The 17,850-nt window shown below is 67.6% G+C and carries 6 protein-coding genes, 1 tRNA gene and 2 rRNA genes; 8 read left to right on the forward strand and 1 reads right to left on the reverse strand.

Annotated features, from left to right (window positions below):
• Positions 1–57: 57 nt before the first annotated feature.
• The 4 genes from AFM16_RS28520 to AFM16_RS28535 all read left to right on the forward strand — a co-directional run bounded on the left by AFM16_RS28520 (position 58) and on the right by AFM16_RS28535 (position 4,316).
• A 23S ribosomal RNA gene (locus AFM16_RS28520) occupies positions 58–3,179 on the forward strand.
• A 91-nt stretch (positions 3,180–3,270) separates the two neighbouring features.
• A 5S ribosomal RNA gene (gene rrf / locus AFM16_RS28525) occupies positions 3,271–3,387 on the forward strand.
• A 115-nt stretch (positions 3,388–3,502) separates the two neighbouring features.
• Positions 3,503–4,165 (forward strand): DegT/DnrJ/EryC1/StrS family aminotransferase, encoded by a 663-nt coding sequence (locus AFM16_RS28530; RefSeq protein ID WP_030798417.1) that lies wholly within the window; start codon positions 3,503–3,505, stop codon positions 4,163–4,165.
• 75 nt (positions 4,166–4,240) lie between these two features.
• Positions 4,241–4,316 (forward strand) — tRNA-Thr (locus AFM16_RS28535).
• A gap of 62 nt (positions 4,317–4,378) precedes the next feature.
• On the opposite strand, the gene AFM16_RS28540 is transcribed toward AFM16_RS28535, so the two are convergent.
• Positions 4,379–7,117 (reverse strand): SpoIIE family protein phosphatase, encoded by a 2,739-nt coding sequence (locus AFM16_RS28540; RefSeq protein ID WP_078635070.1) that lies wholly within the window; start codon positions 7,115–7,117, stop codon positions 4,379–4,381.
• Positions 7,118–7,384: 267 nt separating this feature from the next.
• Here AFM16_RS28540 and AFM16_RS28550 point away from each other — a divergent pair, with 267 nt between their 5' ends.
• From AFM16_RS28550 to AFM16_RS28565, 4 genes are all read left to right on the forward strand, one after another.
• Positions 7,385–12,832, forward strand: a complete 5,448-nt coding sequence (locus tag AFM16_RS28550; RefSeq protein WP_107419170.1) for a HAMP domain-containing protein — start codon at positions 7,385–7,387, stop codon at positions 12,830–12,832.
• 222 nt (positions 12,833–13,054) lie between these two features.
• Positions 13,055–13,738 (forward strand): response regulator, encoded by a 684-nt coding sequence (locus AFM16_RS28555; protein ID WP_078635072.1) that lies wholly within the window; start codon positions 13,055–13,057, stop codon positions 13,736–13,738.
• A gap of 184 nt (positions 13,739–13,922) precedes the next feature.
• Entirely contained in the window at positions 13,923–16,664 is a 2,742-nt protein-coding gene (locus AFM16_RS28560; protein ID WP_078635075.1) for a DNA translocase FtsK, read from the forward strand.
• Between the two features lie 256 nt (positions 16,665–16,920).
• Positions 16,921–17,760, forward strand: a complete 840-nt coding sequence (locus tag AFM16_RS28565) for a helix-turn-helix domain-containing protein (protein ID WP_030798427.1) — start codon at positions 16,921–16,923, stop codon at positions 17,758–17,760.
• Positions 17,761–17,850: the final 90 nt, after the last annotated feature.

A 17,850-nucleotide genomic window follows, 5' to 3' on the forward strand; every position in this document is an offset into this window, starting at 1 on the left:
GGGGTGATGGGTGGCTGGTCGTTGTTTGAGAACTGCACAGTGGACGCGAGCATCTGTGGCCAAGTTTTTAAGGGCGCACGGTGGATGCCTTGGCACCAGGAACCGATGAAGGACGTGGGAGGCCACGATAGTCCCCGGGGAGTCGTCAACCAGGCTTTGATCCGGGGGTTTCCGAATGGGGAAACCCGGCAGTCGTCATGGGCTGTCACCCGCTGCTGAACACATAGGCAGTGTGGAGGGAACGAGGGGAAGTGAAACATCTCAGTACCCTCAGGAAGAGAAAACAACCGTGATTCCGGGAGTAGTGGCGAGCGAAACCGGATGAGGCCAAACCGTATACGTGTGAGACCCGGCAGGGGTTGCGTGTGCGGGGTTGTGGGATCTCTCTTCYRYSGTCTGCCGGCSRYRGGACGAGTCAGAAACCGTTGATGTAGGCGAAGGACATGCGAAAGGTCCGGCGTAGAGGGTAAGACCCCCGTAGTCGAAACGTCAGCGGCTCGTTTGAGAGACACCCAAGTAGCACGGGGCCCGAGAAATCCCGTGTGAATCTGGCGGGACCACCCGCTAAGCCTAAATATTCCCTGGTGACCGATAGCGGATAGTACCGTGAGGGAATGGTGAAAAGTACCGCGGGAGCGGAGTGAAATAGTACCTGAAACCGTGTGCCTACAAGCCGTGGGAGCGTCGGAWMWSWGCTTGCWSWKWTCTCGTGACTGCGTGCCTTTTGAAGAATGAGCCTGCGAGTTTGCGGTGTGTTGCGAGGTTAACCCGGGTGGGGTAGCCGTAGCGAAAGCGAGTCCGAACAGGGCGRYTTTAGTAGCACGCTCAAGACCCGAAGCGGAGTGATCTAGCCATGGGCAGGTTGAAGCGGAGGTAAGACTTCGTGGAGGACCGAACCCACCAGGGTTGAAAACCTGGGGGATGACCTGTGGTTAGGGGTGAAAGGCCAATCAAACTCCGTGATAGCTGGTTCTCCCCGAAATGCATTTAGGTGCAGCGTCGTGTGTTTCTTGCCGGAGGTAGAGCACTGGATAGGCGATGGGCCCTACCGGGTTACTGACCTTAGCCAAACTCCGAATGCCGGTAAGTGAGAGCGCGGCAGTGAGACTGTGGGGGATAAGCTCCATGGTCGAGAGGGAAACAGCCCAGAGCATCGACTAAGGCCCCTAAGCGTACGCTAAGTGGGAAAGGATGTGGAGTCGCAGAGACAACCAGGAGGTTGGCTTAGAAGCAGCCACCCTTGAAAGAGTGCGTAATAGCTCACTGGTCTAGTGATTCCGCGCCGACAATGTAGCGGGGCTCAAGCGTACCGCCGAAGTCGTGTCATTSMWRYAAYASGSCCAACGSCKNYWKKGATGGGTAGGGGAGCGTCGTGTGCCGGGTGAAGCYGCGCCGGAAGGCAGTGGTGGACGGTTCACGAGTGAGAATGCAGGCATGAGTAGCGATTCACACGTGAGAAACGTGTGCGCCGATTGACTAAGGGTTCCTGGGTCAAGCTGATCTGCCCAGGGTAAGTCGGGACCTAAGGCGAGGCCGACAGGCGTAGTCGATGGATAACCGGTTGATATTCCGGTACCCGCTGTGAAGCGTCAAACATCGAACCHRKYRATGCTAAGKCCGTGAAGCCGYYCCGGASCCTTCGGGGMAAGGRRAGTGGTGGAGCCGMYGRMCCARRSTKGYAGTAGGTGAGTGATGGGGTGACGCAGGAAGGTAGTCCAGCCCGGGCGGTGGTTGTCCCGGGGTAAGGGTGTAGSMCGWSAKGTAGGCAAATCCGCCWSWCAYWKAGKSTGAGACCTGATGCCGAGCCGATTGTGGTGAAGTGGATGATCCTATGCTGTCGAGAAAAGCCTCTAGCGAGTTTCATGGCGGCCCGTACCCTAAACCGACTCAGGTGGTCAGGTAGAGAATACCGAGGCGTTCGGGTGAACTATGGTTAAGGAACTCGGCAAAATGCCCCCGTAACTTCGGGAGAAGGGGGGCCAYVHYTGGTGAGRRSACTTGCTSYYCGAGCTGGGGGTGGCCGCAGAGACCAGCGAGAAGCGACTGTTTACTAAAAACACAGGTCCGTGCGAAGCCGTAAGGCGATGTATACGGACTGACGCCTGCCCGGTGCTGGAACGTTAAGGGGACCGGTTAGTCAVKMTTCGKSKTGGCGAAGCTGAGAACTTAAGCGCCAGTAAACGGCGGTGGTAACTATAACCATCCTAAGGTAGCGAAATTCCTTGTCGGGTAAGTTCCGACCTGCACGAATGGCGTAACGACTTCTCGACTGTCTCAACCATAGGCCCGGTGAAATTGCACTACGAGTAAAGATGCTCGTTTCGCGCAGCAGGACGGAAAGACCCCGGGACCTTTACTACAGTTTGATATTGGTGTTCGGTTCGGCTTGTGTAGGATAGGTGGGAGACTGTGAAGCTTGGACGCCAGTTCAGGTGGAGTCGTCGTTGAAATACCACTCTGGTCGTGCTGGATGTCTAACCTGGGTCCGTGATCCGGATCAGGGACAGTGTCTGATGGGTAGTTTAACTGGGGCGGTTGCCTCCTAAAGGGTAACGGAGGCGCCCAAAGGTTCCCTCAGCCTGGTTGGCAATCAGGTGTTGAGTGTAAGTGCACAAGGGAGCTTGACTGTGAGACCGACGGGTCGAGCAGGGACGAAAGTCGGGACTAGTGATCCGGCGGTGGCTTGTGGAAGCGCCGTCGCTCAACGGATAAAAGGTACCCCGGGGATAACAGGCTGATCTTCCCCAAGAGTCCATATCGACGGGATGGTTTGGCACCTCGATGTCGGCTCGTCGCATCCTGGGGCTGGAGTCGGTCCCAAGGGTTGGGCTGTTCGCCCATTAAAGCGGTACGCGAGCTGGGTTTAGAACGTCGTGAGACAGTTCGGTCCCTATCCGCTGTGCGCGTAGGAGTCTTGAGAAGGGCTGTCCCTAGTACGAGAGGACCGGGACGGACGAACCTCTGGTGTGCCAGTTGTTCTGCCAAGGGCATGGCTGGTTGGCTACGTTCGGGAGGGATAACCGCTGAAAGCATCTAAGCGGGAAGCCTGCTTCGAGATGAGGACTCCCACCCACTTGATGGGGTAAGGCTCCCAGTAGACGACTGGGTTGATAGGCCGGATCTGGAAGCACGGTAACGTGTGGAGGTGACCGGTACTAATAGGCCGAGGGCTTGTCCTCAGTTGCTCGCGTCCACTGTGTTGGTTCTGAAACCACGAACAGCCCCACGCCCGTGTCAGGGCGTGGTGCGGCTGAAACAGTTTCATAGTGTTTCGGTGGTCATAGCGTGAGGGAAACGCCCGGTTACATTCCGAACCCGGAAGCTAAGCCTCACAGCGCCGATGGTACTGCAGGGGGGACCCTGTGGGAGAGTAGGACACCGCCGAACAATCATTCAAAAGGGTTGGGTTCTGAACTTCGGTTCGGAGCCCAACCCTTTTTTGTTTGCCGTCACTTGACGTTCACGTTGCGCGTCGAACATCCACAGCATGGGTACTGCCGCAATGCTCAGGGCCGCCGGCGTCGGAGTCGGTGACGAGGTCGTCGTACCGTCCTTCGGGAACGCCGAAGTCGCCGGTGCGGTCACCCTCGTGGGTGCGCTGCCGGTGTTCGCCGACATCGACCCCGTGACGTACTGCCTGGACCCGGGGGCCGTCGAGGCCGTCGTAACTCCGCGGACGGCGGCCGTCGTTGTCGTGCACCGGTTCGGACGACCGGCCGAGGTCGGGCCGTTGCGGGGGCTCGGGCGGCGGCACGGGCTGCTGGTGCTGGAGCAGGGGGAGTCCGACGAGCCGTACGACGAGATCGCTCGGCGTCGGGAGCGGGCCGCCTATCTCGATGCCCGGCTGCGCGGGGTGCGCAGGCCCGAGGGCGGGGACGGGCACACCTATCAGCAGTACGTGGTGCGGGTGCCGGGGAACGGCCGGCCCGACCGTGACGCCTTCGCACGCGCCTTGCGGGGCAGGGGAGTTGAGTGCCGGGTGCCCGTGAAGACGCCGCTGCACCGGCTGCCCGAGTTCCGGCGCTGTGTGTCCTTGCCGGAGACCGAGCTGGCCGCCGACGAGACGCTTTCCCTGCCGGTCGACGCCACGTTGACGAGACGGGACATGCAGCGCATCGTCGCCGCGTGCAACGCACTCGGAGGACTGCTTCAGCCCGCCTTCTGAACGAGTTTGGGAACACCGGCCCGTTCGGGGTATGCTCTATTCCGTTGCCGCGAGGGAAACCTCGAAAAGTGACCAGCCCCCTTAGCTCAGTCGGCAGAGCGTCTCCATGGTAAGGAGAAGGTCAACGGTTCGATTCCGTTAGGGGGCTCCACGAAGAAAGCCCCCGCCCTTTCGGGCGGGGGCTTTTCTCATGCCCTTTTCGTCTCGACTCCCTTACGCCACGCGCATCGCCAGGATCGCCATGTCGTCGGACGGGGCGTCCGAGGCGAAGCGTTCCACGGCACGCATGATGCGGGCCGCAACCGCGCCGGCCGTCAGACCGGTGCAGGTGGTCAGGACGTCCGCCAGGCCGTCGTCGCCCAGCATGCGGGTGCCCTCGCGGCGCTCGGTGACGCCGTCCGTGACACAGAGCAGGACGTCCCCCGGATCGAGGATCACCGTCTGCTCGTACAGCTCCAGGTCGTCCATCACGCCCAGCAGGGGCTGGGGTTCGGCCGCGGGTTCGACCGTGCCGTCCTGGCGCAGGCGCAGGGGGAGCGGGTGGCCCGCGCAGACGACCTTCAGTTCCGCGCTGCCGTCGGCCTGCGGGCGCATCTCGCCGTAGAGCAGGGTGAGGAAGCGGCTGCGGTCGCCCTCGTCGAGGATGGCGGAGTTGAGGCGCTCCAGGACGGCCGGGCCGCTGAGGCCCTCGCGGGCCAGCAGCCGCAGGGCGTGGCGGGCCAGGCCGGTCACGGCGGCCGCGTGCGGGCCGGTGCCGCAGACGTCGCCGATGGCGAAGCCGTAGGCGCCGTCGCTGATCGGGAAGACGTCGTAGAAGTCGCCGCCGACCTCGTTGCCCTCGCCGGCCGCGCGGTAGATGACGTCGACCTCCACGCCGTCGATGTCGGGCAGTCCCGGGGGCAGCAGGCTGCGCTGGAGGGACTGGCTGATCGCCGTGCGCTCGGAGTAGAGGCGGGCGTTGTCCAGGGCGAGGGCGGCCCGGCGGCTGAGGTCCTCGGCTAGTTCGAGGATCTCCTGGCGGAAGTGCTCGTCGGTGGGCTTGCCGAGGGTCAGCATGCCGATGACGCGGTTGCGGGCCACCAGGGGCAGGACGACGGTCTCGCCGCCGACCGCGGCGGCCGTGGCGAGGGTGGGGCCGATGCCGGAGGAGACCTGGTGGGTGGGGCTGCCGCTCAGGCCGAGGCTGCGCATGGAGCTGCGCAGGGCCGAGTCGTGCGCGGCCGCGGCGGGGGCGGCCCAGATGCGGGCGCCGGGGGTGGGGACCGGGTCCGGCGGGGAGACCTTGGACAGCAGTGACTTGATGCCGTCGATGAGTTCCTCGTCCTCGTGCAGGACGTAGGAGAGGTAGGGCTCGGACGCCTGGTCGGCGATCGTGTAGACCGCGCACCAGGTGGCCAGGGTCGGGACGGTCATCTGGGCCATGAGGGCCAGGGTCTGGTCGCGGTCCAGGGTGCCGGCGAGCAGGTCGGACGCCTCGACGAGGAAGCTCAGGGAGCCTCTGCGCAGGCGTTCCAGTTCGCCGAGGCGGGCGGACTCGACGGCGAGGGCGATGCGGTCGGCGGCGAACTGGAGGCGCAGGGCCTCCTCGTTCGAGTAGCGGCCGGGGCTCTCCGCGGCGACGCCGAGGGAGCCGGTGAGGCGGCCCTCGACCTTGAGCGGGACGGTGACGACCGAGCGCATCCCGGTGTTGTTGAGCAGCGGGACGGCGCCGGGGACGGCGAGGAGGTCCTCGTGGACGGCCGGCATGCGGGCGGAGCCGTAGCGGCCGGGTCCCGCCTCGACGGGGACGCGGGCGAAGCGCTGGCGGGCGGAGGGCAGGCCGGTGGAGGCGCGGACCTCCAGTTCCGTCTCGTCGTCGGTGGCCAGGAGCAGGAAGGCGGAGTCGCCGTCGAGCATGTCCCGGGCGCGTTCCACCGTGCGCTGGAGGAGGCCGTCGAGGTCGTCGGGGGCGGGGGAGCCGATGAAGACCTCGAACGGGTCGGCGCTCTGGCCGTCGGCGGGCGCGGTGTCGGAGGCCGGGTGACGGGACGGGGTCTGGAGCACGGCGCGTTCGTGGTCGCGGACCAGGAGGCAGACCGTGGAGGGCTCGCCGTCGGTGTCGCGGACGCGCAGGTGGGAGGCGTAGACCGGGGTGACGCGGCCGGTGGCGCCGCGGATGCCGTAGCTGCCCTCCCAGCGGGAGAGCTGGAGGGCCTCGGCGATGCCCGTGCCGGTGCCGGGGGTGTGCGGCCAGGCGGCGAGGTCGGTGAGGGGCTTGCCGGTGACCTGGTCCGCGGTGTAGCCGAAGAGTTCCTCGGCGTCCTCGTTCCAGGAGGAGATGGCGCCGGAGCGGTCGATCTGGACGACGGCGACGCGGACGCGGCTGTCGGCGAGCGGCAGCAGGTCGGGCGGCAGGGAGGGTCCCGCGGCGCGGGTGCCGACGGGCCGGTCGGGGAGGTCGAGCTGGAACCAGACCTGTTTGTGGGTGGGGGTGTACTCGACGCCCCAGCGGGTGGCGATGGCCGCGCAGAGCTGGAGGCCGCGGCCGCCCTCGCGGTCGGGGCTGCCCATGGTGGCGGGGGAGCCCTGGAGGGGGATCTCGCGCTCCGGGTAGCGGTCGCCCACCTCGATGCGTACGCCGTCCTCGGAGCGCAGGCACAGGACGTCGGCGTGTGTGCCCGCGTGGACGACGGCGTTGGTCACCAGTTCGCTGGTGAGGACGACGGCGTCGTCGACGATGTCGGCGAAGCCCCAGCCCTGGAGGGTGTCGCGGACGAAGGCGCGGGCGGTCGCGACGGATCGCCCGACGGGCTCGAAGCTGGCGGCCGCGCGCGCGGTGATCACAGAACTCCTCGGCCGGTTGTCGACGTGCGGGGATCCCTGGCCGGTCGGGTCGCCGCGCTGCTCGGGCGCGCGCGGGTCGGACGGCCGGGGGTCCGGGGGCTGTCCCCCAGGGATCAGTCCGGTGGTCATTGTGTGCGGCCGCCCCTCCGATGCCCGCTCGTGCGCCTCGTGCCACCGCCCAGGCCGGTCTGGACCGGCGTGGCTGGACAGCCGCATGCAAGGTTACTTACCTTCCCCGCCCCTGCGGATGCCGGTCAGCAGTGTTTCCGTCCCATGGGTGTGGGGACGGTGTGCGAAGCTGCCGAACTGTTATGGCCGGGTTCGGCAAGGGTGAAACACTGGGCAAGCTTGTGGTGAAGGTCAGCGGTGACGGTCGACCCCTGCGGGAGGGACAAAGTGGAGTCTGGCGCAGCGACGCGGGGCACCAAGGCGCGCGCGAAGGGCGGACAGACCCTGAGCAGGCGGGCGCCGCGCGGTGGCACCACGGTGGTGGACACCGCGGCGCTGAACCGGCTGTTGGCCGCGCTGGTGTCCATGCGGGACGGTAATTTCCGTAAGCGGCTCACGGTGTCCGGCGACGGCGTGATGTCGGAGATCTCGGCCGTTTTCAACGAGGTGGCGGACCGTAATCTCCATCTCACGGGTGAGATGTCGCGGGTCCGGCGGATGGTGGGCCGGGAGGGCAAGCTCACCGAGCGGCTGGAGACGGGGGCCTGTGAGGGCTCCTGGGCGGCCGCGATCGACAACTCGAACGCGCTGGTGGACGACCTGGTGCGGCCGGTGTCCGAGGTCGGGCGGGTGCTGTCGGCGGTGGCCGAGGGTGATCTGTCGCCGCGGATGGAGCTGCGGACGCAGACCCCGGAGGGGGTCGCCGGGCAGCCGTTGCGCGGGGAGTTCCTGAAGGTCGGGCGGACGGTCAACAACCTGGTCGACCAGTTGTCGACGTTCACCGACGAGGTCACGCGGGTGGCCAGCGAGGTGGGGACCGAGGGCAAGCTGGGCGGTCAGGCCCAGGTGCGCGGGATGTCGGGTTCGTGGAAGGACCTGACGGAGTCGGTCAACACGATGGCGTACCGGCTGACGGCGCAGGTGCGGGACATCGCGCTGGTGACGACGGCGGTGGCCAAGGGTGATCTGTCACGGAAGGTGACGGTTCATGTCGAAGGCGAGATGCTGGAGCTGAAGAACACCGTCAACACGATGGTGGATCAGCTCTCGGCGTTCTCGTCGGAGGTGACACGCGTCGCGCGTGAGGTGGGCACCGACGGCATGCTGGGCGGTCAGGCCCAGGTGTCGGGTGTGGACGGTGTGTGGAAGGAACTCACCGATTCGGTGAACACCATGGCCGGCAATCTGACGGCGCAGGTGCGTCAGATCGCCGAGGTCACCACGGCGGTCGCGGGCGGTGATCTGTCGCGGAAGGTGACCGTGCCGGCGCGCGGTGAGGTCGCGCAGCTCGCGGACACGATCAACCAGATGACCGAGACGCTGCGGATCTTCGCGGACGAGGTCACGCGGGTGGCCAACGAGGTGGGTGCCGAGGGGCGGCTCGGCGGGCAGGCCAATGTGCCGGGCGCGGCGGGGACGTGGAAGGACCTGACGGACTCCGTCAACACCGTGTTCCGCAACCTCACCACGCAGGTGCGGGACATCGCGGCGGTGACGACGGCGGTGGCCAGCGGTGATCTGTCGCAGAAGGTCACGGTGGACGTGGCCGGCGAGATGCTGGAGCTGAAGAACACCGTCAACGGCATGGTGGACCAGCTCTCGGCGTTCGGTGCCGAGGTCACGCGCGTGGCGCGGGAGATCGGTGTCGAGGGTGAGCTGGGCGGCCAGGCGCAGGTGTCGGGCGCGGCGGGGACGTGGAAGGACCTGACGGACTCCGTCAACACGGCGTTCCGGAATCTCACCGGACAGGTGAGGAACATCGCGCAGGTCACCACGGCGGTGGCCAACGGTGATCTGTCGCAGAAGGTCACCGTGGACGTCTCCGGCGAGATGCTCCAGCTCAAGAACACCGTGAACACGATGGTGGACCAGCTCTCGTCGTTCGCCGACCAGGTGACGCGGATGGCGCGGGACGTGGGCACCGAGGGGCGGCTGGGCGGTCAGGCGCGGGTCGACGGGGTGTCGGGCACCTGGAAGGAGCTGACGGACTCCGTCAACTCGATGGCGGGGAACCTCACCTCGCAGGTGCGCAACATCGCGCAGGTGACGACGGCCGTGGCCCGGGGTGATCTGTCGCAGAAGATCGACGTGGACGCGCGGGGCGAGATCCTGGAGCTGAAGAACACCATCAACACGATGGTGGACCAGCTCTCCGCGTTCGCCGACCAGGTGACCCGGGTGGCCCGGGACGTGGGCACCGAGGGGCGCCTCGGCGGCCAGGCGCAGGTGCCCGGTGTGGCCGGTGTGTGGCGGGATCTGACCGACTCGGTGAACGGCATGGCCGGCAACCTCACCGCGCAGGTCCGCAACATCGCCCAGGTGGCCACGGCGGTGGCCCGGGGTGACCTGTCCCAGAAGATCACCGTGGACGCGCGCGGGGAGATCCTGGAGCTGAAGAACACCCTGAACACGATGGTGGACCAGCTCTCCTCCTTCGCCCAGGAGGTCACGCGTGTGGCCCGTGAGGTGGGTACGGAGGGCCAGCTCGGCGGTCAGGCCGAGGTGCAGGGTGTCTCCGGCACCTGGAAGGACCTCACGCAGTCGGTGAACTTCATGGCGAACAACCTGACGATCCAGGTGCGTCAGATCGCCGAGGTCACGACCGCGGTCGCCAAGGGCGATCTGTCGAAGAAGATCACCGTCGACGCCAAGGGCGAGATCCTCGAACTGGTCACCACCGTCAACACGATGGTCGACCAACTGTCGTCGTTCGCCGAGCAGGTGACCCGGGTGGCCCGCGAGGTGGGCACCGAGGGCATCCTGGGCGGCCAGGCGCACGTGCCGGGGGTCACGGGCATCTGGAAGGACCTCAGCGACAATGTGAACCTGATGGCCAAGAACCTGACCATGCAGGTGCGCAACATCTCCCAGGTCGCGGCGGCGGTCGCCAACGGCGATCTGACGCGGATGGTGACGATCGAGGCGCGCGGTGAGGTGCAGCAGCTCGCCGACACCTTCAACACCATGGTGAAGACGCTGAGTTCGTTCGCCGACCAGGTCACCAAGGTGGCCCGCGAGGTGGGCACGGACGGCATCCTGGGCGGTCAGGCGCATGTGCCGGGCGTGGCGGGCACCTGGAAGGACCTCACCGAGTCGGTGAACCAGATGGCGTCCAACCTGACCGGTCAGGTGCGCAACATCGCCATGGTGACGACGGCCATCGCCAAGGGTGACCTGACGAAGAAGATCGACATCGACGCGCGCGGGGAGATCCTGGAGCTGAAGACGACCATCAACACGATGGTCGACCAGCTCTCGTCGTTCGCCGAGGAGGTCACCCGGGTGGCCCGCGAGGTGGGCACCGAGGGGCAGCTCGGCGGACAGGCACGCGTGCGTGACGTCGACGGCACCTGGCGGGACCTGACCGAGTCGGTGAACGAGATGGCCGGGAACCTGACCCGGCAGGTGCGCGCCATCGCGCGCGTGGCGACCGCGGTGACCCGCGGCGACCTGAATCTCAAGATCGACGTGGACGCGTCGGGGGAGATCCAGGAACTCCAGGACTACATCAACAAGATGATCGCCAACCTGCGCGACACCACGATCGCCAACAAGGAGCAGGACTGGCTGAAGGGCAACCTCGCGCGCGTGTCGGCGCTGATGCAGGGGCGGCGCGACCTGGAGGACGTGGCCTCGCTGATCATGAGCGAGCTGCCGCCGCTGGTGGCCGCGCAGCACGGCGCGTTCTTCCTGGCGATGCCGTCGGCGGACGGCACGGACGACCCGTACGAGCTGCGGATGCTGGGGTCGTACGGCTACTCGATGGGGTCGATGCCGACGTCGTTCCGGCCGGGTGAGGCGCTGGTGGGGACGGCCGCGGAGGAGAAGCGGACGATCCTCGTGGAGAACGCGCCGAGCGGCTATCTGAAGATCTCCTCGGGGCTCGGCGAGGCGCCGCCCGCGCAGGTGATCGTGCTGCCGGTGCTGTTCGAGGGCCAGGTGCTCGGGGTGATCGAGCTGGCCTCCTTCACGCCGTTCACACAGATCCAGAAGGACTTCCTCAACCAGCTCGCCGAGATGATCGCGACGAGCGTCAACACGATCTCGGTGAACACCAAGACGGAGCAGCTCCTGAAGCAGTCGCAGGAGCTGACCGAGCAACTGCGGGAGCGGTCGGCGGAGTTGGAGCAGCGGCAGAAGGCCCTCCAGGCGTCCAACGCCGAACTGGAGGAGAAGGCCGAGCTGCTGGCCCAGCAGAACCGGGACATCGAGGTGAAGAACACCGAGATCGAGGAGGCGCGGCAGGTTCTGGAGGAGCGCGCCGAGCAGCTCGCCGTGTCGATGCGCTACAAGAGCGAGTTCCTCGCCAACATGTCGCACGAGCTGCGCACGCCGCTGAACTCGCTGCTGATCCTGGCCAAGCTGCTCGCCGACAACGTGGACACCAACCTCACCCCCAAGCAGGTCGAGTTCGCGGAGACGATCCACGGGGCCGGCTCGGACCTGCTCCAGTTGATCAACGACATCCTGGACCTGTCGAAGGTCGAGGCGGGCAAGATGGACGTCTCGCCGACAAGAATCGCGCTGGTCCAGCTCGTGGACTATGTCGAGGCGACCTTCCGGCCGTTGACCGCGGAGAAGGGCCTCGACCTGTCCGTGCGGGTCTCGCCGGAGCTGCCGGCGACGCTGCACACGGACGAGCAGCGGCTGCTCCAGGTGCTGCGCAACCTGCTGTCCAACGCGGTGAAGTTCACCGACTCCGGGTCGGTGGAGCTGGTGATCCGGCCGGCCGGGGCGGACGTCCCGGTGGCGATCAAGGAGCAGTTGCTGGAGGCCGGTTCGCTCACCGATCCGGACGCCGCGCTGATCGCGTTCTCGGTGACCGACACGGGTATCGGGATCGCGGCCGGCAAGATGCGGGTGATCTTCGAGGCGTTCAAGCAGGCGGACGGCACGACCAGCCGCAAGTACGGCGGTACGGGGCTCGGGCTGTCGATCTCGCGGGAGATCGCGCAGTTGCTGGGCGGTGAGATCCACGCGCAGAGCGAGCCGGGCCGCGGTTCGACGTTCACGCTGTATCTGCCGCTGCACCCGAGCGAGCTGCCGCCGCAGGGCTACACGCAGGCCGTGGCCGCGCTGGAGGCCGGGGACCTGGTGGCGTCGGAGAACGGCGCCGCGGAGCTGTCGGAGCTGACCGAGACGGAGATCGAGACGCCGGCCGAGGTGAAGTCGTACCAGGAGACGCAGAACGGCGCGGCCGCGCTCTTCCGGCGCCGGCGGCGGTCGGTGAACGGCGGTGAGCGGCTCGCCGGGGAGTCCGGGCCGTGGCAGGCGCCGCAGGGGCAGCGGGTCATCCGGTTCGGCGGCGAGAAGGTGCTGATCGTCGACGACGACATCCGCAATGTGTTCGCGCTGACGAGCGTGCTGGAGCAGCACGGGCTGTCGGTGCTGTACGCGGAGAACGGCCGGGAGGGCATCGAGGTCCTGGAGCAGCACGACGACGTGGCGGTGGTGCTGATGGACATCATGATGCCCGAGATGGACGGGTACGCGACGACGACGGCGATCCGGCGGATGCCGCAGTTCTCGGGGCTGCCGATCATCGCGCTGACGGCGAAGGCGATGAAGGGCGACCGGGAGAAGGCGATCGAGTCGGGCGCCTCCGACTATGTGACGAAGCCGGTCGATCCCGATCATCTGCTGTCGGTGATGGAGCAGTGGATGCGGGAGGCGTGAGGCTCCCGGGACTCGAGGTGCGCAAGGCGGTGTAACGGGGCGGGATCCGGGGAACCTTCTGGTCTTCCGCCCCGTTCCCGCTATGTGCACAGTGACATCACGGTGACAGGGTGTGGCGACGGTCGGGGTGCGGCTACCATGACCGGCACAAGGAAGGGCGGCGCAAAGGAGTCGTCCCCAGGGGCGGCGCCCGGTGCACTGCCGGGGCGAGGAGGGCGGGCCATGGTGCAGAAGGCCAAGATCCTCCTGGTCGATGACCGGCCGGAGAATCTGCTGGCGCTGGAGGCGATCCTCTCTGCGCTCGATCAGACGCTGGTGCGGGCATCGTCCGGGGAAGAGGCGCTCAAAGCACTGCTGACGGACGACTTCGCGGTCATTCTGCTGGACGTCCAGATGCCGGGAATGGATGGATTCGAGACGGCCGCGCACATCAAGCGGCGAGAGCGCACCAGAGACATCCCCATCATCTTCCTCACGGCGATCAACCACGGCCCGCATCACACCTTCCGGGGGTACGCGGCCGGTGCGGTGGACTACATCTCCAAGCCGTTCGACCCGTGGGTGCTGCGCGCGAAGGTCTCCGTGTTCGTCGAGCTGTACATGAAGAACTGCCAGCTCCGGGAGCAGGCGGCGCTGCTGCGGCTCCAGTTGGAGGGCGGCGGCAAGGCCGCGGCGAGCGGTGGTGCCAAGGAGCCGGCGGGGCTGCTCGCCGAGCTGTCGGCGCGGCTCGCGGCCGTCGAGGAGCAGGCCGAGGCGCTGTCCAAGCAGCTCGACGACGAGTCGGCGGACGCGGCGGCGGTGGCCACGGCGGCCCATCTGGAGCGCAAACTCACCGGTCTGCGGCGGGCGCTGGACGCGCTGGAGCCGGGTACCGGCGGCGCCTCCGCACTGCCGTCGCAGAACTGACGTGAGGGGCGGGAGCAGTTGGGCATGAGCGTCCCTCAGTTCCGCCCTCGCACACGGGGGATGCGGCGGGCGTCCCCCTCCTCGAAGCGGAAGCGTCACTTCCGCGCCACAGTGGTGACGACACGAACGGGTGAAGCAGTGGGCACGCGTGTCCCCTGTGGCCTCCCCCGGTAACCTCACACCCATGGCCTCACGTCCCTCCGCAGCCAAGAAGCAGCCCGCCAAGAAGGCGGCTGCTCCCTCGAAGGCTCCGGCGAAGGCCGCCGCGAAGAAGGCTCCGGCCAAGAAAGCGCCCGCCCGCAAGGCCGCGGCGAAGAAGGCCGCGCCCGCGCCCAAGCCGGCGCCGAGCCCCACCGGGGGCGTGTACCGCCTGGTGCGCGCCATCTGGCTCGGACTGGCGCACGCCGTCGGCGCCGTCTTCCGCGGCATAGGGAACGGCGCGAAGAACCTCGACCCCGCCCACCGCAAGGACGGCCTCGCGCTGCTGCTCTTCGCGATCGCGCTGATCTGCGCCGCGGGCACCTGGGCGGATCTGCGCGGACCGGTCGGGGACCTCGTGGAGATCCTGGTGACCGGCTCGTTCGGCCGGCTCGACCTGCTGGTGCCGATCCTGGTCGCGGCCGTCGCCGTGCGCTTCATCCGCCACCCCGAGAAGCCCGAGGCCAACGGGCGGATCGTGATCGGCCTGTCCGCCCTCGTCATCGGGATCCTCGGCCAGGTCCACATCGCCTGCGGCTCGCCCGCCCGCAGCGCCGGCATGCAGGCGATAAGGGACGCCGGCGGTCTGATCGGCTGGGGCGCGGCGACCCCGCTGACGTACTCCATGGGCGAGATGCTCGCCGTACCCCTGCTGGTGCTGCTGACGATCTTCGGACTGCTGGTCGTCACCGCCACCCCGGTCAACGCCGTTCCGCAGCGGCTGCGGGCGCTCGGCGTACGCCTGGGAGTGCTCGACGCCCCCGAGCCGGACCGGTTCGACGAGTTCGGCGAGTTCGGCGCCGACGACGAGCGCTACGACGACCAGTGGCGCGAAGCGCTGCCCGCGCGCCCCCGCGGGCATCGGAACGCCCCCCGGGAGTTCGATGCCGAGGAAGCCGAGCAGGAGGCCCTCGCCAAGCGCCGCGGCCGGCCCCGGCGCTCCGCGGTGCCGCAGCCCGCGATGAACCGGAAGCTGGACGCCGTGGACATCGCCGCGGCGGCCGCGGCCGACCTCGACGGCGCCGTCCTGCACGGCATGCCGCCCTCGCCGCTCGTCGCCGACCTCACCCAGGGCGTCAGCGTGGGCGACCGCGAGGAGACCACCCCCGTCCCCACCCCGGTCCCGGCCCCCGCGAAGCGGGCCAGGCAGGAGAAGCTCAGCCCCGAACAGGCCGTGCCCGACCTCACCAAGTCGGCCCCTGAGGAGATCCGCGACCTGCCGCCGCGCGCGGAGCAGCTCCAGCTCTCCGGGGACATCACCTACTCCCTGCCGTCGCTCGACCTCCTCACGCGCGGGGGACCCGGCAAGTCGCGCAGCGCCGCCAACGACGCCATCGTCGACTCCCTGCGCCAGGTCTTCGCCGAGTTCAAGGTGGACGCCGACGTCACCGGCTTCACCCGGGGGCCGACGGTCACCCGCTACGAGGTCACGCTCGGCCCCGCCGTGAAGGTCGAGCGGATCACCGCGCTCACCAAGAACATCGCCTACGCGGTCGCCAGCCCCGACGTACGGATCATCAGCCCGATCCCCGGCAAGTCGGCGGTCGGCATCGAGATCCCCAACACCGACCGCGAGATGGTCAACCTCGGCGACGTGCTGCGGCTCGCGGACGCGGCGGAGGACGACCACCCGATGCTGGTCGCGCTCGGCAAGGACGTCGAGGGCGGCTATGTGATGGCCAACCTCGCGAAGATGCCGCACATCCTGGTGGCCGGCGCCACCGGCTCCGGCAAGTCGTCCTGCATCAACTGCCTGATCACCTCGATCATGGTCCGCGCGACACCGGAGGACGTGCGGATGGTCCTGGTCGACCCCAAGCGCGTCGAGCTGACCGCCTACGAGGGCATCCCGCACCTGATCACCCCGATCATCACCAACCCCAAGCGGGCCGCCGAGGCTCTCCAGTGGGTCGTCCGCGAGATGGACCTGCGCTACGACGACCTCGCCGCGTACGGCTTCCGGCACATCGACGACTTCAACGAGGCCATAAGGAACGGCAAGGTCAAGCCGCCCGAGGGCAGCGAGCGCGAACTCCAGCCCTACCCCTACCTGCTGGTCATCGTGGACGAGCTGGCCGACCTGATGATGGTCGCCCCGCGTGACGTCGAGGACGCGATCGTGCGGATCACGCAGCTCGCGCGCGCGGCCGGCATCCACCTCGTGCTCGCCACCCAGCGCCCCTCCGTCGACGTCGTCACCGGTCTGATCAAGGCGAACGTGCCCTCCCGGCTCGCCTTCGCCACCTCCTCGCTCGCCGACTCGCGGGTCATCCTCGACCAGCCCGGCGCCGAGAAGCTGATCGGCAAGGGCGACGGGCTGTTCCTGCCGATGGGGGCCAACAAACCGACGCGTATGCAGGGCGCGTTCGTCACCGAGGCCGAGGTCGCCGAGGTCGTCCAGCACTGCAAGGACCAGATGGCGCCCGTCTTCCGGGACGACGTCACCGTCGGGACCAAGCAGAAGAAGGAGATCGACGAGGACATCGGCGACGACCTCGACCTGCTGTGCCAGGCGGCCGAGCTGGTCGTCTCCACCCAGTTCGGGTCGACCTCGATGCTCCAGCGCAAGCTGCGCGTCGGCTTCGCCAAGGCCGGCCGGCTGATGGACCTCATGGAGTCGCGCAACATCGTCGGCCCCAGCGAGGGGTCCAAGGCGCGTGACGTCCTCGTGAAGCCGGACGAACTGGACGGCGTGCTCGCGGTGATCCGCGGTGAGTCCGAGGGATAGCGGCCCGGCACGGGGGTAGACGCGACCGTGACTCACCCGTTAGAGATCTCAGAGCAACCGTTTCCCTGCGACGAACGTCCAGTTGAGCGAGAGGATCAGGTACGGCTTTCAACCGAGCGCCGTGCCTGGCCCGTCATCGGATTGTCCGGCCATTCCGATGGCGTACAAAGTCGTACCGCCCGGTTGCCCCTCCCTTTGGCACCCCCCCTAGACTGAACCTCCAGCACAGGTGGCTACACGCTCGAAAGGCGCCCCCGTGTCCATCGGCAACTCTCCTGAAGACGAGCGTCCGTTCGAAGACCCGTCCGAGGAAGTCCCCTTCTCGATCGGCCGTGCCCTGCGCGAGGCGCGCATCACGGCCGGGCTGACCGTCGACGACGTCAGCACCGCCACCCGGGTCCGCATCGCCATCGTCCATGCCATCGAGGCGGACGACTTCGCCCCGTGCGGCGGAGACGTCTACGCGCGCGGGCACATCCGGACGCTGGCCAGGGCCGTCCACCTCGATCCGGCCCCGCTGATCGAGCGCTACGACGCCACCCACGGCGGCCGGCCCGCGCCGACCGCTCCCGCACCCCTGTTCGAGGCGGAACGCATCCGCCCCGAGCGCCGCGGCCCGAACTGGACCGCGGCGATGGTCGCCGCGATCGTCGCCGTGATCGGCTTCGTCGGCTTCACCGCGGTCAAGGGCGGCGACGACGGCGGCTCGAAGGAACAGGTCGCCGAGGGCGGCACCCCGGCGGCCAGCGCCACCGCCTCGCCCACCCCCAAGACCGAGAAGCCCGTCGACCAGAAGCCCGAGCCCTCCGACAGCGCCATCGCCGCGGCACCCCAGGACAAGGTGACCGTCCAGGTCAGCGCCACCGACGGCCGTAGCTGGATCTCCGCCAAGGACCACAACGGCCGGCTGCTCTTCGACGGCCTGCTCAAGCAGGGCGACTCCAAGACCTTCCAGGACAGCGAGAAGATCAATCTCGTCCTCGGTGACGCCGGGGCGATCGACCTCTTCGTCAACGGCAAGAAGATCGAGGACGACTTCCGGCCGGGCGCCGTGGAGCGCCTGACCTACACCAAGGGTGACCCCCAGGCCGGGTAAGGGCCGGTGGGTCCATGAGTCCGTACGGGGTTGGCGAAGATCGCCAACCCCGTCGACATTCGGTGTCGGTGGGACAAAGTAGTCTTGAGC

The organism is Streptomyces antibioticus, from assembly GCF_002019855.1.
Lineage (GTDB): Bacteria > Actinomycetota > Actinomycetes > Streptomycetales > Streptomycetaceae > Streptomyces > Streptomyces antibioticus_B.

Bases quoted from the DNA above. Each gene is read 5' to 3' on its own strand.
- AFM16_RS28530 (WP_030798417.1), top strand. From the start codon at position 3,503: ATGCTCAGGGCCGCCGGCGTCGGAGTCGGTGACGAGGTCGTCGTACCG.
- AFM16_RS28540 (WP_078635070.1), bottom strand. From the start codon at position 7,117: ATGACCACCGGACTGATCCCTGGGGGACAGCCCCCGGACCCCCGGCCG.
- AFM16_RS28555 (WP_078635072.1), top strand. From the start codon at position 13,055: ATGGTGCAGAAGGCCAAGATCCTCCTGGTCGATGACCGGCCGGAGAAT.
- AFM16_RS28560 (WP_078635075.1), top strand. From the start codon at position 13,923: ATGGCCTCACGTCCCTCCGCAGCCAAGAAGCAGCCCGCCAAGAAGGCG.